The sequence below is a fragment of the Streptomyces platensis genome (genome assembly GCF_008704855.1).
Classification (GTDB): Bacteria; Actinomycetota; Actinomycetes; order Streptomycetales; family Streptomycetaceae; genus Streptomyces; species Streptomyces platensis.
This window is the reverse complement of the sequence record NZ_CP023691.1, coordinates 5,315,763-5,337,993: the sequence shown is the minus strand read 5'-3', so window position 1 is coordinate 5,337,993 and position 22,231 is coordinate 5,315,763. Positions and strand designations below refer to the sequence as shown.

General features: G+C 72.6%; 16 protein-coding genes. 8 read left to right on the top strand and 8 right to left on the bottom strand.

The window, feature by feature from the left end; all coding sequences use genetic code 11:
- Positions 1-223 precede the first annotated feature (223 nt).
- Positions 224-526: a chorismate mutase gene (locus CP981_RS23695; protein ID WP_085926925.1), complete on the top strand. Its 303-nt coding sequence runs from the start codon at positions 224-226 to the stop codon at positions 524-526.
- Positions 527-1,411: 885 nt separating this feature from the next.
- Positions 1,412-2,503 (top strand): LPXTG cell wall anchor domain-containing protein, encoded by a 1,092-nt coding sequence (locus CP981_RS23690; RefSeq protein WP_107429569.1) that lies wholly within the window; start codon positions 1,412-1,414, stop codon positions 2,501-2,503.
- Positions 2,504-2,576: 73 nt separating this feature from the next.
- On the opposite strand, the gene CP981_RS23685 is transcribed toward CP981_RS23690, so the two are convergent.
- From CP981_RS23685 to CP981_RS23675, 3 genes are all read right to left on the bottom strand, one after another.
- The gene (locus CP981_RS23685; protein ID WP_085926922.1) at positions 2,577-4,460 is read right to left on the bottom strand and encodes a GMC oxidoreductase; all 1,884 of its coding nucleotides are present in this window, start codon (positions 4,458-4,460) and stop codon (positions 2,577-2,579) included.
- A 21-nt stretch (positions 4,461-4,481) separates the two neighbouring features.
- A complete protein-coding gene (locus tag CP981_RS23680) occupies positions 4,482-6,182 on the bottom strand; it encodes a succinic semialdehyde dehydrogenase (RefSeq protein WP_244329764.1) in 1,701 nt (566 codons plus the stop codon).
- Positions 6,183-6,312: 130 nt separating this feature from the next.
- Positions 6,313-8,235, bottom strand: a complete 1,923-nt coding sequence (locus tag CP981_RS23675) for a serine/threonine-protein kinase (protein ID WP_085926921.1) — start codon at positions 8,233-8,235, stop codon at positions 6,313-6,315.
- A gap of 427 nt (positions 8,236-8,662) precedes the next feature.
- On the opposite strand from CP981_RS23675, the gene CP981_RS23670 reads away from it, so the two are divergent.
- Positions 8,663-9,676, top strand: a complete 1,014-nt coding sequence (locus tag CP981_RS23670; RefSeq protein WP_244329763.1) for a hypothetical protein — start codon at positions 8,663-8,665, stop codon at positions 9,674-9,676.
- Between the two features lie 70 nt (positions 9,677-9,746).
- Here the strand turns inward: CP981_RS23670 and CP981_RS23665 are convergent, their stop codons facing one another.
- The gene (locus CP981_RS23665) at positions 9,747-10,490 is read right to left on the bottom strand and encodes an MFS transporter (protein WP_244329762.1); all 744 of its coding nucleotides are present in this window, start codon (positions 10,488-10,490) and stop codon (positions 9,747-9,749) included.
- Positions 10,491-10,540: 50 nt separating this feature from the next.
- On the opposite strand from CP981_RS23665, the gene CP981_RS23660 reads away from it, so the two are divergent.
- A complete protein-coding gene (locus CP981_RS23660) occupies positions 10,541-11,872 on the top strand; it encodes a zf-HC2 domain-containing protein (RefSeq protein ID WP_085926915.1) in 1,332 nt (443 codons plus the stop codon).
- A 184-nt stretch (positions 11,873-12,056) separates the two neighbouring features.
- On the opposite strand, the gene purU is transcribed toward CP981_RS23660, so the two are convergent.
- Positions 12,057-12,947 (bottom strand): formyltetrahydrofolate deformylase, encoded by an 891-nt coding sequence (gene purU / locus CP981_RS23655; RefSeq protein ID WP_085926914.1) that lies wholly within the window; start codon positions 12,945-12,947, stop codon positions 12,057-12,059.
- Positions 12,948-12,979: 32 nt separating this feature from the next.
- Positions 12,980-13,438, bottom strand: coding sequence for an SCO4402 family protein (locus tag CP981_RS23650; protein WP_085926913.1), 459 nt, complete (start codon positions 13,436-13,438; stop codon positions 12,980-12,982).
- Between the two features lie 171 nt (positions 13,439-13,609).
- Here CP981_RS23650 and CP981_RS23645 point away from each other — a divergent pair, with 171 nt between their 5' ends.
- A complete protein-coding gene (locus CP981_RS23645; RefSeq protein WP_085926911.1) occupies positions 13,610-14,956 on the top strand; it encodes an ABC transporter substrate-binding protein in 1,347 nt (448 codons plus the stop codon).
- A gap of 39 nt (positions 14,957-14,995) precedes the next feature.
- Here CP981_RS23645 and CP981_RS23640 read toward each other — a convergent pair whose 3' ends face one another.
- The gene (locus CP981_RS23640; protein ID WP_425282154.1) at positions 14,996-16,825 is read right to left on the bottom strand and encodes a hypothetical protein; all 1,830 of its coding nucleotides are present in this window, start codon (positions 16,823-16,825) and stop codon (positions 14,996-14,998) included.
- Positions 16,826-17,032: 207 nt separating this feature from the next.
- Positions 17,033-18,427, bottom strand: coding sequence for an NsdA family TPR-like regulatory protein (locus tag CP981_RS23635; protein ID WP_085926909.1), 1,395 nt, complete (start codon positions 18,425-18,427; stop codon positions 17,033-17,035).
- Positions 18,428-18,877: 450 nt separating this feature from the next.
- Here CP981_RS23635 and CP981_RS23630 point away from each other — a divergent pair, with 450 nt between their 5' ends.
- The 3 genes from CP981_RS23630 to CP981_RS23620 all read left to right on the top strand — a co-directional run bounded on the left by CP981_RS23630 (position 18,878) and on the right by CP981_RS23620 (position 22,199).
- Positions 18,878-19,549, top strand: a complete 672-nt coding sequence (locus CP981_RS23630; RefSeq protein ID WP_085926908.1) for a bifunctional DNA primase/polymerase — start codon at positions 18,878-18,880, stop codon at positions 19,547-19,549.
- A 131-nt stretch (positions 19,550-19,680) separates the two neighbouring features.
- Positions 19,681-20,565, top strand: a complete 885-nt coding sequence (locus tag CP981_RS23625) for an ABC transporter ATP-binding protein (protein ID WP_190142996.1) — start codon at positions 19,681-19,683, stop codon at positions 20,563-20,565.
- Positions 20,562-22,199 carry a transporter gene (locus CP981_RS23620; protein WP_085926907.1) on the top strand — a complete coding sequence of 546 codons (1,638 nt, stop codon included), beginning with the start codon at positions 20,562-20,564 and terminating at the stop codon, positions 22,197-22,199. The genes CP981_RS23625 and CP981_RS23620 overlap by 4 nt, the downstream gene beginning before the upstream one ends.
- The last annotated feature ends 32 nt before the right edge of the window (positions 22,200-22,231 follow it).

The window sequence follows — 22,231 nt, the reverse complement described above, 5'->3', positions numbered from 1 at the left end:
TGTGGAGCAGGGGTTGGACTTTCGATTCTAACGGGCTCATACTGAGCCCCATGAACAAGCAGCTGACCTTCGTCTTTACCTATGGCACCGGCCCAACCGGCTGCCATGGTCGTGCTGCTTGATCCACTGACGAGCAACTTCCCAGGCGCCCCGGGCCGAAAAGGTCCGGGGCGCCTGCGTCTGTCCGGGCCACCCGCGGCTCCGGGGCCACCCACCCCAGGAGATGACGGACATGAGCACCCCCACCAGCACCGCCCCCGACACCGGCGCCCGCTCCCCCGAGGCCGCCGGGATCATCACCGACGCCCGGCAGCGGATCGACGATCTCGACGGCCGGATCATCGGCCTCGTCCAAGAACGGATGGCCGTCTCGGCCGTCATCCAGCACGAGCGCGTCACCTCCGGCGGACGGCGGGTGAACCTCGCCCGCGAGATGGAGATCCTGACCCACTACAGCGACCAGCTCGGCAAGCCGGGCACCGCGCTGGCGATGACCCTGCTGGAGCTGTCCCGGGGCCAGATCTGAGGCGGCACGGGTCAGCAGCGTGGCCGGTTTTGGCTGGTGTGCGGTCGGTTTCGGGGCCGGGCGGGCGCGTGAAGGAACGCACGCGCCCCGGCGCAGCTGCCGGATCTGAGTTCGGTTGCCGACTCACCCATACGGCGCGTGACCGGCCGCTGCGAGGCTTCGTTGTTCCCGGTGCCACGCCAGCCAGGCGCGGCCTGCACGACTACGCGTAGACGCCGCCCCACGGGCGGAAACCCGGAGCGATGAGACGCCGGCCGCCAGCCGCGGCCCGCGTCGTGGGACCTCGCTCCGTGCCGTGGCCGGTCAGCAGGGGACAGCAGCCCGGTCACATCCGATGGGGTGGTCGGTCCTGGGGACGCCCGGGACCGACCGCATCCGGTCGAAACGGTTGCGCCAGGTGAGGCGCATCCAGGACGATGCTTGACGAACGACGCACCGCGTCCGGTAGGGACTGTGCACTGCCATGGGTCCGACCGTCGCGAGCTCCGCACCATCGCGCACCACCCCGAAAGCCAGCGGCGCTACCCCCCCCCAGCGCCGCCCCTCGGTGCCGGCGCTGCCCTGACGCCGGCACCGAAAGCCAAGGGCCCCGTGACCGTCCGCAACCCCCCTCGCGGATGGTGTCCGGGGCCCTTCGCTGTGCCCGGGGTGCGCCCGGCGCACGTCCGCCGTCGAGCGAATGCTGCGCACGGCCTTTGTGAAGCCTGTGAGGCTGCTGTGACAGGCGTGACCGGCATCACAACGGCTTTTCTGGTTGAGTGGACAACCTTTTTCGGCCATGGCCGGTCATGTACCTGCAATCGCACGGCCATACCGCGCCCCACCGCGACGGCCCGCAACCACTTGTGCCGGAAACCGGCACTTTGGACCCGAGAGGTCTTCTCGATGAAGCTTCGCCGTGCCCTGACGGCTGCCGCCGCGACGGCCGTCATAGCCCCCGCCGCCCTGCTGGCGGCCCCTGCCGCGTACGCGACCGGCCCCGAGACCGAGGCCGGCGCGAGTGCCGAGCCCACGCCGGGCACCCCTGGCTCGGAGCAGACCGACGCGCCCACCACGCAGCCGGAGACCCCGGCCGCCGGTGACGAGAACGCGACGGACGACACCACGCCGGGTGACACCACCCCCGGTGACGACACCAAGCCCGGCGAGGAGACCGGGGGCGGTGACGGCACCGGGCCGACCGCCCCGGCCACCCCCGGCGGCGACACCAAGCCGAGTGCCTCGCCCAAGCCCTCCACCTCGGCCAAGCCCACCGAGCCGGGCGAGCCCGGTGACGAGGACGAGTGCACGGTCGATGACGCCGCCATCAAGGTGACCGTCGCCCACCTGCCCTCCAAGCTCGTCGCGGGCGGCGGCTGGAAGGGCTTCAGCGTGCAGCTGGCCAACACCACGGACCAGACGCTGGACGAGGTCTACCCGGTCATCTACGCGGTGCCGACCGGCGACATCGACCACCCCAAGTCGCAGCTCGACCTGGAGTACCAGAACCCGGACACCGGCAAGTGGACCTCGTTCGACGAGTGGACCGACGGGGAGTACTTCGGCTGGTTCCAGCTCGACGCCCACCAGACCGCCGAGCTGAAGATGCGGATCCGTGCGGACAAGGGCGCCACGGCCGGTGACGGCTTCGCGCTGGTGGCGGGCGACTACCAGAACCAGGACGGCTCCTGCGGCTGGTCCGAGGAGCAGTGGTACGACTTCACCATCCTCTCGGCCGGCAGCAACCCGGGCGAGATCCCGCCGGCCAAGCCCGGTAAGCCCGGCAACAAGCCCGGTACGCAGGGCGGCGGGAAGCCGGTCGGCACCGGTAAGCCGAAGGACGGTATGGACAAGCTGCCGGTGACCGGCAACCTGGCCGAGACCGGTGCCTCCTCCGCGCTGCCGACCCTCGGCCTCGTGGGCGGAGTCGCCATGGTCGTGGGCGCGGGCGCGATCTTCGTCGTCCGCCGCCGCAAGACGGACGGCGCCGCCGCGTAACGGCAGGCGCAGAAGAGGAGGGCCGCACCCGGTTCGGGGTGCGGCCCTCCGTCGTACGTACGCAAGAGGCGCCCTAGGTGAGCGACTTCTTCGGCGGGACCGGCGGGACGGCCAGGAAGGGCAGGTTCAGCGCGCCGAACGCCTTCTTGGGGACGGCGGGGCGGACCGGCTCGACCGGTGCCAGCCGGCGGTACGCCCGGCCCGGGGCGGGGCGGGGGTCGGTCTCGCCCTTGTTGGGCCACAGCGACATCGCGCGTTCGGCCTGTGCGGTGATCGTCAGGGACGGGTTGACGCCCAGGTTGGCGGAGACCGCGGCGCCGTCGACGACCGAGATGCCCGGGTGGCCGTAGAGGCGGTGGTACGGGTCGATGACCCCGTGGTCGGCGTCGGCGCCGATCGGGCAGCCGCCCAGGAAGTGCGCGGTCAGCGGCGTCCCCATCAGCTCGCCGACATTGCTGCCCGCGAAGCCGTTGATCTCCTGCGCGAGCAGGGTGGCGGCCTCGGTGGCCTCGGGGATCTGCTCGGGGTTCGGTGCGCCGTGGCCCTGGCGGGCGGTGAGCAGGCCCTTGCCGAGGCCGTCCGGCTTGCGGTAGGTCGTCAGGGAGTTGTCCAGCGACTGCATCACCAGGCCGATGATGGTGCGCTCCGACCAGCGGCGGTTGGAGAGCGACCGGAGCAGCAGCAGCGGATGCCGCAGACAGTTCGCGGCCCACCGGCCGGCGCGGGAGCCGCGGCCGTCGACGGGCACCTGGAGGATGGACATCGCGCCCATCGCGTTGGAGCCCTTGCCGTAGCGGACCGGCTCGATATGGGTGTGCGCGTCGGGGTGGATGGACGAGGTGATCGCGACCCCGCGGGTGAAGTCGGCCTCGGTGCCGTGCCGTTTGCGGTAGCGGCGGTTGTCGGTCTGCGCGCCCACCAGCGCCTCGGAGTTCGTCCGGGTCAGCTCGCCCAGCCTGCCGGAGATGCCGGGCAGCAGTCCGCTGTCCTTCATCTTGTGCAGCAGGGTCTGGGTGCCGTAGGTGCCGGCGGCGAGGACGACCCGGCGGGCGGTGAAGGTGCGGCCCCGGCCCTTGCGCTTGTTGTCGGTGGGGAGGGTGGCGACGGCGAAACCGCCGCGGGAGTCCTCGGTGACGGTGACGACGGAGGTCATCGGGTGGATGACGGCGCCGGCCCGCTCGGCGAGGTGGAGGTAGTTCTCGTTGAGGGTGTTCTTGGCGCCGTGCCGGCATCCGGTCATGCACTCGCCGCACTCCGTACAGGCCTTACGGGCCGGGCCCTGGCCGCCGAAGTAGGGGTCGGGGACCTCCGCGCCCGGTGCCGCCTTCGACGTCCCGTCCGCGTCCTCGCCGTCCCCGAAGAAGACCCCGACCGGCGCCAGATGGAAGGAGTCGCCGACGCCCATCTTGTCCGCGGCCTCCTTGAGGTGGACATCGGAGGGCGTCATTGTCGGGTTGAGACGGACCCCCAGCATCCGCTTGGCCTGGTCGTAGAAGGGGGCCAACTCCTCCTGCCAGTCGGTGATATCGCCCCACTGCCGGTCCTCGAAGAACGGCTTCGGGGGGACGTAGAGGGTGTTGGCGTAGTTGAGCGAGCCGCCGCCGACGCCCGCCCCTGCCAGCACCATGACGTTGCCGAGCAGATGCACCCGCTGGATGCCGTAGCAGCCGAGCGCCGGCGCCCACAGGTAGTTGCGGATGTCCCAGGAGTTCTTCGGCAGGGTCTGCCGGGTGAAGCGGCGGCCGGCTTCGAGGACGCCGACGCGATAGCCCTTCTCGGTCAGCCGCAGTGCGGAGACCGAGCCGCCGAAGCCGGAGCCGACGACGAGCACGTCGTAGTCGTAGCCGTCAGCGTTCTGGGTGTCCTGAGCGCCGTCGGTGTCCTGGACGCCGCCGGTGTCCCGGTCGTCCCGGCCGCCGTTCGCGTCCGGGTTCCGGGCAGAGTTCTCCTGGGGCACTGGCTCTCCCTGCTGCTGTGGTTAGCGGAGCCGGAACGCCTTCATCGCGCGCAGGCTGCGGCTCATGAACTGTGCGTACTTCTCGTCGGTCATGCCGAAGGACGGGGCGAGCGGCATCAGCCGCTGGTGGGCGACGGTCTGCGCCTCGGTGTACTTGAGGATGCCCTCGGAGCCGTGCCGGCGGCCCAGCCCCGAGTCGCCCATACCGCCCATGGGTGCCTGCACGCTGGCGTAGCCGGCGGCGTAGGACTCATTGACGTTGACGGTGCCGGTCCGCAGCCGGGCGGCGACCGCGCGGCCGCGGCGGCCGTCCTTGGTCCAGACGCTGGAATTGAGTCCGTACGGGGTGGCATTGGCGAGCGCCACCGCCTCGTCCTCGTCGCGGAAGCGGTAGATCGAGACGACCGGGCCGAAGGTCTCCTCGCCGCAGACCGCCATCGGGGCCTGGACGCCGTCGAGGATGGTCGGCTCGTAGAACAGCGGGCCGATGTCGGGGCGGGGGCGGCCGCCGGCCACCAGCTCGGCGCCCTTGGCGACGGCCTCCTCGACATGGCGGGTGACGGTCTCCAGCTGGCGCTCGCCGACCAGGGAGCCCATGTCGGCTCCGTAGGCGAGGGCGTTGCCCAGCCGCATCGCCTTCGTCCGGGCGGCGAACCGCTGGAGGAAGTCGTCGGCGATGGACTCGTGGACGTAGAGCCGCTCGATGGAGATGCACAGCTGTCCGGCGGAGGCGAAGCAGCCGCGGACGGCGCCCGCGGCGGCCTTTTCCACGTCGGCGTCCTGGAGCACCACCATGGCGTTCTTGCCGCCGAGTTCGAGGGAGACGCCGACCAGCCGGGCGGCGGCGCCCTGGGCGACCTCGCGGCCCGTACGGGTCGAGCCGGTGAAGGAGACGTAGTCGGCGTGCGCGACGACGGCGGGGCCGACGACCGGGCCCTCGCCGATCACGACCTGCCAGACGTCCTCCGGCAGCCCGGCCTCGATGAGCTGCTCACGGGCCCACAGCGCGGTCAGCGCGGTCTCCGTGTCGGGCTTCATGACGACGGCGTTGCCCGCGACGAAGGCCGGCAGGGCGTCGCCGACGGAGAGCTCGAAGGGGTAGTTCCAGGGGGCTATCTGCCCGACCACGCCCCGGGGCTGGCGGAGTTCGGTGACCTTGGTGAGGGTCGGTACGACGCCGGTGCGGGCCTTGGGCCTGAGGTAGGCGTGCGCCTTGCGGCCGTAGTGGCGGGCGGTGACGGCGACCGCCTGGATCTCCTCATGGGCGTGCAGCCGCGCCTTGCCGGTCTCCAGCTGGATCAGGTCGAGCACCTCGGCCTGGCGGCGCAGCACCAGGTCGTGGAAGCGGAGCAGGACCGCGGCGCGCTGCTTGACCGGGACCTTGGCCCAGCGCTCCTGGGCGGCTCGGGCGCGCTCGAAGGCGGTGGCGACGTCCTCGGGGGTGGACTCCGGCAGATCGGCCAGCTTCTCCCCGGTGAAGGGGGTGTGGTTGGCGGTCCGGCCTCCCCCAGCCACCACACCGCGGGTGAGCCGGGCGGCGATCTCGGGGGTGACCACCTCCGCCGCGGTGCGGGCGCCCGCGGGGGTGGGGGCGACCGGGTTGCCGGCGGCGGGGGCCCCGTCGGGCGCGGTGGCCACGGCGGCCGCGGGGGCGTCCGTGGGGGCCTCGGCGGGGGCCTCCGCGGCGGAGGCGGCTGTTCCGGTGTCCTGCGAGTCCGTCATGCGGGCGAGCGTATTCCTCCCCCGGCGCTTTGTGTACCCGGCAGTAATGAGTTTTCACGCGGCACGCACAATCGTGCCAGTGTCCGCTGGCCGCAAGGGCGCTGGTCTGGGACGACCGGAAGGCCCGCGGTCACGTCCCGGACAGCCGGAACGCGTCGACGGCGGTGTCGAAGTGCCGCTTGGCCTCGGTGCGCGAGGCGAGCGGAGAGGAGATCCACACATCGACCATCCGGCCGCCCTCGTCCCAGCTGAGGTCGTAGGTGTACCGCGCGCCGCCGTCCTGGGCACTGCCGTCCCAGACGAACTCCCAGAGCCCGGCCTGGAGCCCGTTGTGGGTGGTCTCGGTGACCTGCCCCTGGCGGTAACCACGGTAATCGGCGGGGCCCTTGGCGTGCGCCGCGCGCATCGCGCCCAGCGGTCCCTCCGGCACCGGCTGCTGAAGCTGCACGCCGATCCGGAACCGCTTGCCCTGGGAGTAGTAGTAGACCCGGTCGTTCTCGTAGGACCGGGTGAAGCCCTCGGGGACGGCGAGTGCGAAACCGGCCGGGTCGCGGACGAGGCGGTAGCCGGCCGGGATCCTCGCGGCGCCCCCGGAGGCCGGTGGCGCGGTGACGGTGGGTTCCGCGGTGCCGGAGTCGCCGCCCTTCGAGGGCCCGGTGTCCGAGGCCTGCTGGGACCGGCTGGGCTTGCCGCCCGTGCCGGTGCCGCCGTCGGCTCCGCCCTGGTTCATCAGCAGTACGGCGATGCCCGCACCGGCGCCGCCGATCACCACCGCCGCGAGCGCGACCAGCAGGGCGGTGCGGGCGCGGCCGGTGTGCGGGCGGGCGGCCGCGGCCAGTGCCCGGTCGTCGAGCGCGTCCCGGATCGGCATGCCCGGGGTGCGGCCGCCCGTACGGCCGCCGGGTCTTCCGGCGCCCCCGGGGGCACGGCCTTGAGCGGCCGGGCCCGGGGGCGGCGTACCCGCGACCGGCGGGTCCTCGCTCGACGGGTGCTCGCCGGGCGGGGGTTCACCGGGCAGACCGCCGCCGGGGTCATCGTGCAGGGGGGCGTGGACGTCGGGCCCGTGGTAGCGCGGGATGTTCGGGCCCCCGGGGAGCGGGCCGCCGGCCTCGGCCGCGAGGCCCGTGGCACTGGCGCCGTGACCGCCGTGGTCCCCGTGACCGCTGTGGCCGCGACCGGAGCCGTGCCCCGGCGGCCCGCCCGTCCCGCGTTCCGGGGCGCGGCCCGACTGGAGATAGCCGCGCAACAGCCGCTCCGTCTCCGCGACGCCCAGCCTCCGCTCCGGCTCCCGGTCCAGCAGGCCGTGGACCACGGCGTGCAACGGGCGGGCGGCTTCCGGGAGTTCGATCTCGTCGTACACCACCGCGTGCAGCACCCCGCCCAACGAGTCGCGGTGGAACGGCGAGGCACCGCTGAGCGCCGCGCACAGCAGCACCCCGAGCGACCAGAGGTCGGCCTCGGGGCCGGTGCCGTGCCCGGCCATCCGCTCCGGCGCGGTGTATTCGGGCGAGCCGACGAAGCCGCCGGCGTCGGTCAGCGTCGTGACGCCGGGCACCTGGGCGATACCGAAGTCGGTGAGCACGACCCTGCCGGTGCCCGACTCCATCAGGACGTTGGCGGGCTTGATGTCGCGGTGCAGCACCCCGCGGGTGTGCGCGGCGCGCAGCGCGCCCAGCAGCGCGACGCCGATCCGGGCCGCCTCGCGCGGCGCGACCGGTCCGCCGCTCTGCAGCCGGTCGGCCAGCGACGCGCCCTCCACCAGCTCCATCACGATCCACGGCCGGCCGTCCTGCTCGACGACGTCATGCACGACGATCACATTGGGATGCTTGATCTGCGCGACGGTCCGCGCCTCGCGCATCGCCCGCTCACGCTGCACCAGCGCCTCGCGTTCGGCCGTTCCCTCGTCCAAGTGCAGTTCTTTCACCGCGACTTGACGCCCCAGCACTTCGTCGGTGGCCCGCCAGACCGTTCCCATTCCGCCGCGGCCCAGCCGTATTCCCAGGCGGTACCGGCCACCGATCAGTCGGCCCTCGCCCCCGAAGATCCCCATGGCCCCATCTTGCCGCACGGCCGCCCTTCGGGCAGGGGCAGCACCCCTCGTCCGGCCATGGTCATGCACACCCTGCCGCTGACCTGGTCCGCTGAGATCCACTGCCCGCATGGATGCAGTCGTGGCAAGTGCCGTGGCCGCCTTGGGCAACCTGTCGGGTTCCGGAATCAGCCCAAGAGGCCATGTTCCGGGGCCAGATGGTGACCGACGACCGGGTATACCTGACCCCAGGGAGCGGGATTCCCTCGCGGGCACGGCGCGGCAGTTGCGCTGATCAGCCGGGCGGGAGCCGGACGACACGGGGTGGAACCTCCACCGGCTCTCCCGCCGTCCTTGACACAGTGAGGCTGTTGTACGGGAACTGCCGGTACGGCGGCCACGAGAGGCGGATCGGGGGTCGGTCATGGTGATGCAGGACGGTGGAACGGTGGATGTCCGTCCGGGTCCCGATCCGCGCCGGGCCGCCCCGGAGCACAGCGGCGCCTATCTCGCGACCGGGCTGTGCCTGACGCTGTACGCCGCGGTGCTGGGTGCCTGGACGGTCTTCGGCATCACCCAAGGAAACGGCAGCACCTGGGACTTCGTCGAGGGCCTGTTCAATCCGGGCGCCTCCCCCACGACCCAGATCCTCGGCCCGTACGAATGGGCCTTCACCGCCGCGTTCCTGGTGATCGCCGTCCTCATGCTGGCCCAGCGGCGGGTGGCACGCTCCGCGGCGCTGCTGTCCGGTTTCGTACTGCTCGCCCTCTCGCTGCGCGAGGGCGTGGGCCTGCTGCATGCCGCCTACCGCCACCAGTACACCAACGACCCGCTGGGCAGCTGGGCGCTCGCCACCCGCGGGCTGGGGGTGGTGGTGGCGCTGGTCGTGCTGTTCTCGATGTTCCCGGCCACCGAGCGGCGGGAGGACGCCCCGCCGCCCGCGGCCGGTCCCGATGCCCAGTGGCGCCGCCTGTCCCGGATCTGCGGGGTGCTGTTCGTGGTCATGGCGCTGGCCGAACTCGGCTGGGCGGTCCGCGACATGACGGCCACCGGGACGGACACCGGCCGCTATCTGCGCGGGGTGGTCGACGGTTCGGTGCTCGGCGCCCTCGATCTCGCGGCGTCCGCCGAGTTCACCACCGTCGGCTCGGTGCTCGTCCTGCTGATCCTCGGGGTGCTGGCCCTACGGGGGCGCCGGGAAGTCCGGGGCGCGCTCCTGGTGTTCGCGGCGCTGGAGCTGTACATGACCGTACGGACGGTGGTCTGGCTGACCGTGTCCGACTTCTTCAACCGCTCCTTCGAGACCACCGAGGGCGCCCTCTCGATGGCCACGACGGCCTACGGCCTGGCCGCCATGACCTCGGTCGTCGTCCTGGCCACCGGCCGCGGCTTCGGCCCGTACGACGGCCGCCGCCCGGAGGGTATCCGGGCGGCGGCGGTGGGACGGGAAGGGTGGCTGTGAGGGGCGTACGGGCCGTCGGGCGGCCCGCGCTGCGGTGTGCGGAGCCCGGGGGGCCGAGCTCCGCCGGCCCTCATGACCCGATGGGCTGCTCCGCGGCGCTGTCGTGCTCCGGGGCTTCGGTGGCGGCGATCCGGGGCGGCAGTTTCGCGGCCACGAGGATCGTCACGACGGTGAGGCCGGCGGCGACGCCGAAGGCCAGCCGCATCCCGCTCAGTGCCGCGGGCGCGGCGGCCACGCCGTCGGCGACCAGCTGACCGCTGCGCGCGGACATCACGGTCACCACCAGCGCGGTCCCGAACGCCGCGGCGACCTGCTGCAACGTCCCGAGCATCGAGCTGCCGTGGGAGTACAGATGTGGCGGCAGCGCGCCCATGCCCAGCGTGAAGACGGGGGTGAACGTCGCCGCCAGGCTCACCATCAGCAGCGTGTGCAGTCCCAGCACCTGCCAGTACGGCATCGTCATCGAGACCTGGGTGAAGCCGCCGAGGGAGAGCACCATGCCGATCGAGCCGGGCAGCACCAGCGGCCGGCTGCCGAACCGGTCGAACAGCTTCCCCACGGTCGGTCCCAGCACTCCCATGGCCAGACCGCCCGGCATGACCAGCAGGCCGGTCTCCAGCGGGCTGAGTCCGCGCATGTTCTGGAGGTACAGCGGCAGCAGGATCATCGACCCGAGCATCGCCAGGAAGCCGACGGAGATGAGGGCCAGGGAAAGGCCGTAGGTGCCCGCGGCCCACGCTCCTCCCCCGCGGCGCCCACCGCGCCACCGGGGCCGCACGCGCCCCGCGGCCCACTGCCGTCGCACTCCCAGCACACCGGCCCGGGATCCTCCGCACCACCCGGTCCGGGCCATGGACGGTCGCGGTGACGGGCCCCGACGAGTGGGACGGCCGCGAGCTGCCCGGCAGCCCCGGTGAGCGGCCGCGGATACCGTCCCCGCGCTCCGCGGCCGAGGACCACGGCCCCCTTCCGGACACCCCGCCGGTCCCCGTCCACGACCCGGCGAGCGACACCGTCGAGGCCCTCCCGGACGCCGGGCCCGGGTCCGAGCCGCCGGCGCTCCAGCCGCTCCCGGACCCGGATCCCGCCCGGCCGCACCGGGTCCTCAAGTCGCTGCTCGGCGCCTGGGCGCTGGCGGCCTGCTCCGCGGAGGAGACGGCCGCCGTCGAGACACATCTGACCGACTGCGCCTCCTGTGCGGACGAGGCACTGCGGCTGCGCGATGCCGTCGGGCTGCTGCACCCCGCCGACAGCCTCGACCTCGATCCGCTGCTGCGCTCCCGCGTACTGGAGGGCGCTCTGGGCCGGCGGCCGGCCCGCATCCCGGTGCCCGACTGGGCGGCGCCGTACGACGCGGAGACCGCCAAGCTGGACGCGCTGCTGCATGACATGGGCGAGGCGGAGTGGCGCGCTCCGGTGCGGCTGCGCTGGTTCGAGGGCGACCGCCCGGTCGAGCGGGAGTCCACCGTCGCCGGTGTCATGGGTCATCTGATGGCGGTGGACGGCCTGGTCGCGACGGCCCTCGGGCTGACCGATCCGCTCGGCACCGCCGCCCCGCCCGGCACCCCGGACCCCCTCATCCGTACGGAAACGTTCTGGCGCGCGGCGGATGAGACCCAGCGTCCGCTCACCGTCCACGCCCCGTGGCGCGACCAGAGCTATGCACTGATGCGGCAGGTGTCGTTCGCCGGCAGCAGGGTCGCCGAACTCGCCGTCCCGTACGGCGACTTCCGGCTCGCGCTGCGCGACTCGTTCCTGGACCGCGCCTTCGAGTGCTGGGTGCATGCCGGCGATATCGCGGAGGCCGTGGACTACCCGTATGTGCCCCCGGCCGCCGGGCATCTCCACCAGATGGTCGACCTCGCCGCCCGGCTGCTGCCCAGTGCGCTGGCCGACCGCCGCCGGGCCGGGCTCGCCGCGCCGCCGCAGCGGCTGGTCGAGGCGGGCGCCCCGGGCCGTACGCTCCATCTGGAGGTCGAGGGCAACGGCGGCGGCCACTGGTACATAGCGCTGGACTCACCGGCCGCCCTGGGCACCCCGGAACGCACCGTCGCGCACATCGCCCTGGACAGCGCCGAGTTCTGCCAGCTGGCCGCGGGCCATATCTCCCCCGAGGAGGCCGCCGCGGGCCAGGACGGCGAACGCGACGCGATCCGCGAGGTGCTCTTCGCGACCGCGTCGCTGTCCCGGCTGTAGCTGTCACGGCTGTAGCTGTGCCGTTTGTGGCTGTCCCGGCTGTAGCTGTCCCGTTGTGGCTGTCCCGCTTGTAGGGGACATCCACCAAGGGGCGTCGAACAGGTCCCGTAGGGGTTCCGAGCGCCCCCTCGGGGCCCACAACGGGACGGGGGTGGAGGGTATTCCCGAGTGGGGGGAAGCGTGCTCAGGCGAAGACGACCGTGCGGCTGCCGTTCAGCAGTACGCGGCGTTCGCTGTGCCACTTCACGGCGCGTGCGAGGGCCTGGCACTCCACGTCGCGGCCGATCGCCACGAGCTGGTCCGGCGTGACCTCGTGGCCGACCCGCTCGACCTCCTGCTCGATGATCGGGCCCTCGTCGAGATCGGCGGTCACATAGTGCGCGGTGGCACCGATGAGCTTCACCCCGCGGGCGTGCGCCTGGTGGTACGGCTTGGCGCCCTTGAAGCTCGGGAGGAAGGAGTGGTGGATGTTGATGATCCGGCCGGACAGCGCCTTGCACAGATCGTCGGAGAGCACCTGCATATAGCGGGCGAGGACCACCAGCTCGACGTTCTCCGCCGCCACCAGCTCCAGCAGCTGCGCCTCGGCCTGCGCCTTGGTGTCGCGGGTGACCGGAATGTGGTGGAAGGGGATGTCGTACGAGGCGACCAGCTCGGCGAAGTCCGTGTGGTTGGAGACCACGGCCGCGATCTCCACCGGCAGCGCGCCGATCCGGGAACGGAACAGCAGGTCGTTGAGGCAGTGCCCGAACTTGGACACCATCAGGACGACCCGCATCTTCTCGTCGGCCCGGTGGATCTGCCAGTCCATGCCGAAGGAGTCGCCCACCGCCGCGAAGCTGGCCCGCAGCTTGTCGACGCTCACCGAGCTGTCGGCGCTGAAGTGGACCCGCATGAAGAACAGCCCGGTGTCGTGGTCGCCGAACTGCTGGCTGTCCTCAATGTTGCAGCCGGTGATGAAGAGGTAGCTGGACACGGCGTGCACGATGCCCTGCTTGTCGGGGCAGGACAGGGTGAGGACGTACTGATCGTTCCGATCGTGCTGACCGGGCTGGGTGGGCTGCGACTCGCTCATGACCTCATAGGGTCGCACACCTGCCGAGCAGGTCAGGCCGGGGCGTCCGCCTGACCGGTCATGATGGCCAGCACCTCCAGCGAGCGCGGCGCGGCATCGGGGTCCTCGCCGTCCGCCGTCGCCAGCTGTACATGGGCCTCACGGGCCGCCCGTACGGCCTCCGGCCAGCCCTGGTGCGCCATGTACGCGGTGACCGGGGCGTCCGCACCGACCTGGTGCATGATCCGCAGCACCCGCAGCACGGCGGCATCGACGAGCTGCGCCTCCTGGGCGTCCCGGAAGATCGTGCCGACGTACTTCTCGGCGGACCAGTTGTCCAGCCAGGTGTCCTCGACGAGCCGGTAGACGGCGTCGGTGACGTCTCCGTACCCGGGGCGGCCGGCCAGCCAGGTCTCCTGCTGGAAGGCGGGGTCGGAGAGCATGTGCAGCGCGGAACGCACATTGCTGCGCCAGCGCCACCACGGCATGTCGTTGAGTGGCATGCCGCCCATGGTGGTCGAGCGGCGGCCGCGACGGGAAGACTTCTCCGAACCTTGCACAGTATTGGATCGTACGTTCCGTGCGGATGATCTCAAGCGGGCCCCCGGAGTTCACCTTCACGTCACCATCCGTTGCCTTGTCGTCACTCGGCCGTTCCTGGCAGGACGGAAGGCTGCGGTGTCATGACCGGACGGCGACGCTCCTTCCCCCGCCCTTCTTCTCACGCCCCCGCCGTCGGTGCGGCGGTGGCATGTACGGCGGTCATCGCGTCGCTGCTCTCGGGCTGCGGCTCCCTCCCCGGAGCCTCGGGGGATTCCGGGGAGAAGGACCCGGTCACGGTCATGACCTGGGCCCCCGAGGGCACCAAGGCGACCAATATGCCGGGCATGCCGGCCATGGCGCAGGCCTACGCCCGCTGGGTCAATTCCCGGGGCGGCATCAGGGGGCACCACCTACGGGTGCTGACCTGCAACGAGCGCAATGACTCGGTGGCCGCCGCGCAGTGCGCCCAGCGCGCGGTGGACCGCGGCGCGGTCGCCGTGGTCGGCTCCTACAGCCAGTTCGGCCGCTCGTTCATGTCGCCGCTGGAGGTCAAGGGCGTCCCCTTCATTGGCGGCTACGGCGCCTCGGACGAGGAGTTCGAGAGCCCGCTGTCCTACCCCGTCAACGGCGGGCAGGCCTCCCTGCTCGCCGGGAACGGCCGCCAGTTGGCGCGCGGCTGCCGGCGTGTCGCGCTGGTCCGCCCGGACACCATCCAGGGCGACCAGATGCCGTCCCTGCTCAACTCCGGCCTGGAGAACGGCAGTCGGCACCCGGCCAAGGACATCAAGGCGCCCGAGGACGGCACCGACTACTCGTCCGCGGTGAACCGCGCCCTGGACGGCGTGGGTGCCGACCCCGCCGTCTACGGCAAGTCGAAGGCCGGCGGTAAAGCGGAGGGGGCCTGTGTGACCGCCTCGCTCGGCGATCACACCGATGCGTTCTTCGACTCGTTCCGGCGGCTCCAGGAGGACAGCCCCCGGGTGCGGGTCGCCTCCGTGCTCGGCAGCGTCGGCCAGGCGCTGGTGAACCGTACGGGCGGCAGGTCCGGGCCGCTGGAAGGTGCCGAGATCACCGGCTGGTATCCGGCCGCCGGAGATTCCCGCTGGGCGCCGATGCGCAAGGTCATCAACGACTTCGCGTTCAACGACAACCGCATCGACCCCGCCGACCAGGGCGCGCAGACCACCTGGATCGCCTACACGGTGCTGCGGTCGATGATCGAGCAGCTCGATGACCGGGGCGTCGAGGACATCACCCCGCACGCCCTCCAGACCGCGCTGGACCGCGGTGACCGCGCCGTCGACACCGGCGGGCTGACCCCGAAGCTGCGCTGGCGCGAGGACGACATGCTCGCCGTCCAGGACTTCCCCCGCATCGTGAACGGGACGGTGACCTACCAGGTCGTGCGGGACGGCGAGTTGGTGTCCGCCCAGCACGGTTTTGTGAACGTCACCAAGACGCTGGAACGGCGGCGCACGGACAGCTGAGCGGGACGGGCCGCCCGACGGCGCCCGCCCCGGCCCGGCTCAGAGCTGCTCGGGACGGCGCTCCGTCAGCCCGTACTTCTTGGCGAGCGGGTTCCAGATCTGCGCCGCCTGCTTCTTGGCGAGGGTGGCCTGCCCGCTGGCCGCGTTGCCCTGGGCGGTCTGCCGGGTGACCCGGGCCTTGCCCTTGTGGCAGCCCTTCTTGCCGCCGACCTGGCCGGCCCAGGCCGCGTAGTGGTTGTCCGCGGACGCCGAGGACTGCCAGGCCTTGGTCAGCGCGGCGGTCAGCCGGTCATGGTTCGGGATCTTGTCGACCGGCAGCTGCTGGAGCCGCTTCACCAGGTCGTTGCGCTGCCCGGCCGCGGCCCGCAGGTCCTTGGCCGCGCCACCGAGGTTGTGGCAGGTCTTGATGCCGTTGACGGCATTGATCACCGAGGAGCGGCTGTTGTTGCTGTCGCCCAGCAGCGCGTCCAGCCCCTTGGCCTGGGACTCGGCCGGGTCGGTGGTCGGCTTCTGCTTTTCCGGCTCCTTGGCTGCCTTGGTCGTGTCGGCCCCGGAGTCCTGCTTCTTGGTGGTCTCCTCGCTGCTGCCGCCGCTCAGCGCCCAGCCGAGGCCGAGGCCGGCGCCCGCGAGCGCCACGATGATGATGCCGACGATCGCAACCGGGGCGAGCCGGCGGCGTCCGCTGCCGCCGTCGTCGTAGGAGGCCGGCTGGTCGTAGCCGCCGGGCGGGAACTGCTGTCCGTAGCCCTGGCCCTGCTGCCCGTACGGCGGGCGGCCCGGGTCCTCGAAACGCGGCAGCTGCGCGGTGGAGTCCGGGGCGGCGGCCGGTCCGGCCTGGCCCGGTGCGCCCGGCCCGTCGCGGAACAGGCCGTCGAACTCGGAAGGGGTGGGGCGGTCACCGGGCGCGCCGGGGCGCACGCCGTACGGCGCGCCGGGCGGCGGGGGCGGACCGCCGGCGCCCACCGGGGCGATGAGCTGGGTCGCCTCGGCGTCGCCCGCGCCCTGGGCGCCGGGCATCGGCTGGGACTGCGGCATCGGCCGGCCCTGGGCACCGCCCTGGTTCGGCTTGATCGCGCGCAGCATGGTCGTGGACTCGTCGGGCGTCTCGGGGCGCGAGGCCGCCTCGGGCGGCAGCGGTGCGCTGCCCGGGCCGCCGACGGGCGGAATCAGCGCGGTGGCTTCCGCGTCGCCGGAGGCGGGCGGCAGCGGCGCACCGGTCTGCGGGGTCGCCCGCACCAGCTCTCCGGACGGGCCCAGGGGCTGCTGCCCGTACTGCTGTTGAGGCTGCTGGGGCTGCTGGGCCTGCGGCGGCTGCTGGCCGTACGACTGCTGGGCCTGCTGACCGTAGGGCTGCTGCGGGATCTGCCGGCCGTACGACTGCGGGCCCTCGGGCGGCAGCGCGCCGGGCGCACCCTGGCCGGGCTGCGCGCCGGGCGGCAGCAGCGCCGTCGCCTCGGCGTCGAAGCCGGGCTGCGGCTGCTGCTGGGGCGCCTGCTGCGGTGCCGAGGGCGGCATGGCCGGCGGCTGCTGCTGCCCCTGGGGCGGCGCCGGGAAGCCCTCGCCGCCCTGCGGCTGCTGCGGCACCGGGCCCTGCGGCTGCGGGGCCTGCGCCGGGGCGTAGTCCTGCTGCGGGCCCTGGCCGTAACCCTGCTGCGGGGCGGGCCGGCCCTGGGCGGGCGCCTCGCCGTACGGCTGCGGGGCGGCGGCCTGCTGGCCGGGTCCCCAGGGCTGGCCCCACGGCTGGCCGGCCGGCGGTGCGGCCTGCTGGTCGGGCACCCACGGCTCACCGTTGGCGGGCAGCACAATGCCCTCTCGCGCGGGACCGGCCGCAGAATTCTGCGGGTCGTGACCCTGTCCGCTCTGCGTCACCGTGACTCCTACCAACGTGCAGACCTACGGAATCGTCGGCTGCACGCTACCGGGTCGCAGCAACGTTCGACCACGTCGCCTGGTCACCGCCCCTGCCCGCTCCCCGGAACCCTGGGGCAGGCCCCGCTGCCTGGGCTTTCCGTCGCGCCACGACAAAACCCGACGTCACACGACATAGCAGTCGTCGCCCCTGTGGTGAGGCGCTGATCACGCCGCCGTGGCCCGCAATTCCAGCCGCGCACTGAACTCCCGCACCACCGGTTCGTCCCGATAAGGCTCCAAACGCAGCTGAAAGTCCTCCAGATACTCCGCGCCACGGTCCGAACGCAGCCCGCTCAGCAGGTCCACCGCCTGGGTGCCCGTGTGGCAGGCCTGTTCCACCTCGCGCTGCTGCACCTGGGCGCCGGCCAGCAGCAGCAGACCGATGGCCCGGCGCCGGGCCCGGCCGGCCGGATGCCCGTCCAGCGCCTCCTGCGCCCGCTGCGCGGCGGGCCCCGGCTGCCCCAAGTCGCGGTGGCAGTGGGCGAGTTCATCGGCCAGGTAGGCCGGGTCGAAATGGGAGATCCAGATCGGATCGTCACCCGCGTCGGCAGCCGCCTCGGCGCGCTCCAGGGCGGCGACCGCCCGGCCCGCCACCACCTCGAAGGCCCGCCCGTCGCCCATCAGCGCGTGTCCGCGCGCCTCCGCGGCGCAGAACATCGCCTCCGCGCGCGGGGTGACACGGCCGCGGGCGCCCTCCTGCGCGGCGCGCGCGAGCTGGGCGATCTCCCGTGGATTGCCGAGCGAGGCGGCGAGATGACTCATGCTCGCGGCGAGGACATAGCCGCCGTAGCCGCGGTCACCGGCCGCCTGGGCCAGCCGCAGCGCCTGGATGTAGTAGCGCTGGGCGAGGCCGGGCTGACCGGTGTCGACGGCCATGTAGCCGCCCAGTTCGGTCAACCGCGCGACGGCGGCGAAGAGTTCGCGGCCGACGGACTCCCGGTACGAACCGGCCAGCAGCCCGGAGACCACGCTGTTGAGGTAGTGCACGACGACCGGCCTGACATGTCCGGCGCCGAAACGATGGTCGAGTTCGCTGAGCGCCGTGGTCATCGCGCGGACCGCCTCGACGTCCGAGATCCCGACCCGGGCACCGGCGTTCCGGGCGACCTGGGTGTCCGCCCCGGTGATCAGCCAGTCGCGGCTGGGCTCCACCAGGGCGGACGCCGCGACCGTGGAGCCACTGAGGAAGTCGCGCCGGCCGACATCGCTGCGCCACAGCTCACAGACCTGCTCGATCGCCCCGAGGACGGTCGGCGAGAACTGCAACCCCACCCCGGACGCGAGGTTCTTGCCGTCGGCCATCCCGATCTCGTCGATGGTGACCGTGCGCGCCAGCTTGCGCCCCAGCGCCTCCGCGATGACGGCCGGGGCGCGGCCCCGTGGTTGCTGGCCGCGCAGCCATCTGGCCACGGAGGTCTTGTCATAACGGAGGTCGAGGCCGTGTTCCGCACCGCACATGTTGACGCGGCGGGCGAGGCCCGCGTTGGAACAGGCGGCTTCCTGGATCAGCGCCTGGAGCCGTTCGTTGGGCTGCCGTGCGACGAGTGGCCTGGCGGCCATGCTTGTACCCCCTGAGTACCGCTGTGCGTTCACCGCCGAACGCCGTTACCCGTGATCGATTCCCCAGGTATATGCCGGATATCCGAGAGATCCTGAATATGCGCGATAGCTGGGATCGTTGTGATATGCGCTGTTCCGAGGATGCTCGGTCCTGAGCACTTTTGCGCCAGGTCCGGTGCCTCCTCGACGCCAAGCGCCGTTCACGGGTGGGAAGGCTGCGCGGTGTCGTGCACAGATCGCGGCGCCGCCGTGCCGGGCTCCCCCCGGGTGCACCGCGGACTGCCGCCGGGCGGTCCCTCCGCCCGTCACGCAGGTGGCTACCCGCTCCTCGGGCCCCGCCCGCATACGCGCCCCCACCGGTGCACCCATGCGCCCCACGTGCGAGAACGATGCGCCCCGAGGTCCACCCCTGAGCCGTAACCCTTGGTGACGACAGAAGTTGTCCTCAGCGTGGAAAAAACCATCGGAGTCACAGAAGCCCCGCACATTCCCCTACAGCGCGGCGAGCAGCTGATAGACACTGCGGTGCGTTACGCGGAAGAACGGCATTGGGACGTGTTCCCCGGCGCATGGCTGGAGCACGACGGTAAGACCCCGCGCTGCTCGTGCGACGCCGCCGACTGCGCCGCACCCGGCGCGCACCCCACCGGACCCGGCTGGGCCGGACAGGCCAGCGGCAGCGCGACCGCCGTCCGCCGGATGTGGAGCAAGCAGCCGCACGCCTCGATCCTGCTGCCCACGGGCCGGACCTTCGAGGCGCTCGACGTGCCCGAGACCGCGGGCTGTCTGGCGCTGGCCCGTATGGAGCGGATGGGACTGGCCCTCGGCCCGGTCACCCGTACCCCCGCCCGCCGGATGCTCTTCCTCGTGCTCCCCGGCGCCTCGGTGAAGGTGCCCGCCCTCGTACGCACCCTGGGCTGGGCGCCGGCCGCGCTCGATCTGATCTGCCGCGGCGAGGGCGAGTACATCGCCGCACCGCCGACCCGGGTGGGCGCGCACGGCATGGTGCAGTGGGCGCGCCGCCCCACCCCCGCCAACCGCTGGCTGCCGGACGCGGAGGACCTGATCAGCCCGCTCGCCTATGCCTGCGCACGGGACGCGGCCGCCCTCCGGGCACGCTGATCCCGGACCGGTCCGCTCCCCTTGTCCCCAGGCTGTCCACAGTCCCGCCCCGACCCGGAATCCGCCCGTATCGTGGGATGCCGGACGGGGGCCGGGACCGGCCCCTGCGGGGACGTCGAAGGGCAGGACCGGTGGCGAACGAGCCGGAACACATCGAGGAGCGGGGCGCAGCGGCACCACCGCAGCGCACCACGGCCACTTCTCCGGACGGGCCGGCCGCGGCCCCCGGGGGCGGTGCGGCCGGTCCGCCCGCCGTCCGCATCCAGGGCCTGTGGAAGAAGTTCGGCGAGCAGATCGCCGTCAACGGCATCGATCTGACGCTGCCCGCCGGCCGCTTCATCGGACTGGTCGGCCCCAACGGCGCGGGCAAGACCACCACCCTCTCCATGGTGACGGGCCTGCTGCGGCCGGACGCCGGGGTGGTCGAGATCGTCGGACACGACGTCTGGCAGGACCCGGTGTCCGTCAAGTCCCGGATCGGGGTGCTGCCCGAGGGGCTGCGGCTCTTCGAGCGGCTGTCGGGCCGCGAACTCCTCGGCTACATAGGGCGGTTGCGCGGACTGCCGGGCGACGAGGTCGACAAGCGGGCCGCTCAGCTGCTGGACGTGCTCGATCTGGCCGGCTCGCAGCACAAGCTGGTGGTGGACTACTCCACCGGTATGCGCAAGAAGATCGGGCTGGCCGCGGCGCTGCTGCACAACCCCGAGGTCCTCTTCCTCGACGAGCCCTTCGAAGGCGTCGACCCGGTGTCGGCGCAGACCATCCGCGGCGTACTGGAGCGCTACACCACCTCCGGTGCGACGGTGATCTTCTCCAGCCATGTGATGGAGCTGGTCGAGTCGCTCTGTGACTGGGTCGCGGTGATCGCTGCCGGGCAGATCAGGGCGGACGGCCCGCTCGCGGAGGTGCGCGGCGCGGCGCCCTCCCTCCAGGACGCGTTCCTCGAACTCGTCGGCGCGGGTGACCGGGGCGCGGGAGCGAACCTGGACTGGCTGGGCGGTGGCGGCGCCCGATGAGCACCGAATCCGCCGCGGCGCCCGTACGACCGGCCGCCGCGCCGTCCCTGACCGCCGTCTTCGTGCGGCTGAAGCTGACGCTGCTGCGCAACGGGCTGCGCCAGTCGACCGGGCGCACGCTGGCGTATGTCTCCTCCGTCCTGGTGGGCCTGCTGTTCGCCGCGGGTGTGGTGACGGGGCTGATCGCGCTGCGCGGCAACGCCCATGTCGGCGCGCTGGTCGTGCTGCTGACCGGGATGCTCACCCTGGGCTGGGCGGCGATGCCGCTGTTCTTCCCGGCGAGTGACGAGACCCTCGATCCGACCCGGCTGGTCATGCTGCCGCTGCGGCCGCGGCCGCTGATCGTCTCGCTGCTGGTGACCTCGCTCGTGGGCATCGGCCCGGTCGTCACCCTCGCGCTGGTGACCGGTTCGGTGATCGCGGTCGCCGACGGGGCGGCCGCCGCGGCCGTCGGCGTGGTGGCCGTGGTCCTGGTGGTGCTGGTGTGTGTGTCGCTGGCGCGGGCCGTCGCCACCGCCTCGGTACGGCTGCTGACCAGCCGGCGGGGCCGCGATCTCGCCGTGCTGAGCGGCCTGTTCATCGCCCTCGGTGGCCAGGGCGTCAACATCGCCGCCCAGAAACTGGGGCGGCCGGACGGTCTGGCCGTACTGGAGCCGCTGGGCGACATCCTGCGCTGGGTGCCGCCGGTCTCGGCGGTGGCCGCCGTCGACGACGCCGGACACGGGGCATACGGGCGGGCGCTGACCGGCCTTGGGCTGACGGTGCTGGCGCTGGTCCTGCTGCTGTGGTGGTGGCAGCGCACCCTGACCACCCTGATGACGTCCCCGGACTCCTCCACCCTCCAGGCGGTGGAGAAGGACAGCGCACGGCGGGCCGACGGCGGGGAGCGGGGCCTGGCGCGGCTGCTGTCGCGCGGGCGCACCGGCACGGTCATCCTCCGTACGCTGCGCTACGGCTGGCGCGACCCGAAGTCGAAGATGGCGTGGTCGACCGCGCTCGGTGCCGGACTGCTGGTGCCGGTCATCTCGTCCCTCCAGGGCAACGGCAGCATCTACACCGCGTTCTCGGCCGCCACGCTGCTCGGCATGCAGATGTACAACCAGTTCGGGCAGGACACCTCGGCGTTCTGGATGGTCGCCTCGACGATCTCGACCCCGCGCGACGCCTACCAGGAGCTGCGGGCCCGCGCGCTGGCGCTGGCGCTGGTGGCCATCCCGTACGTCACGCTGGTCGTCGTCGGCAGCGCGGCGCTCATCGGGCCTTGGTCGGCCTTCCTGGAGGTGTACGGACTCTCGCTGGCGGTGCTGGGCGCGCTGCTGGCCACCGGGGCGCTGTCGTCGGTGTTCTTCCCGTACTCGATCCCCTCGGAGGGCACCAAGAACGTCGCGCCGGGACAGGGCGCGATCGCCTGGTTCAGCCTCTTCGGCGGGGTCGTGGTGGGTGCCGTGCTGTGCGCACCGCTGCTGGCGCTGACGATCTGGCTCCATGTCGCCGGTCTGCACCACCTGTTGTGGGTGCTGCTGCCGGTCGGTGCGGTCTACGGCGTGGGCATCGCGGAGCTGGGGCTGCGGGTGATGGCGCCGCGGGCCGCCCGGCGGTTGCCGGAGATTCTGGCGGCCGTCAGCAAGGGCTGAGCGCGCGCCGGCCGGGCGGCGGTGGCCTCGCC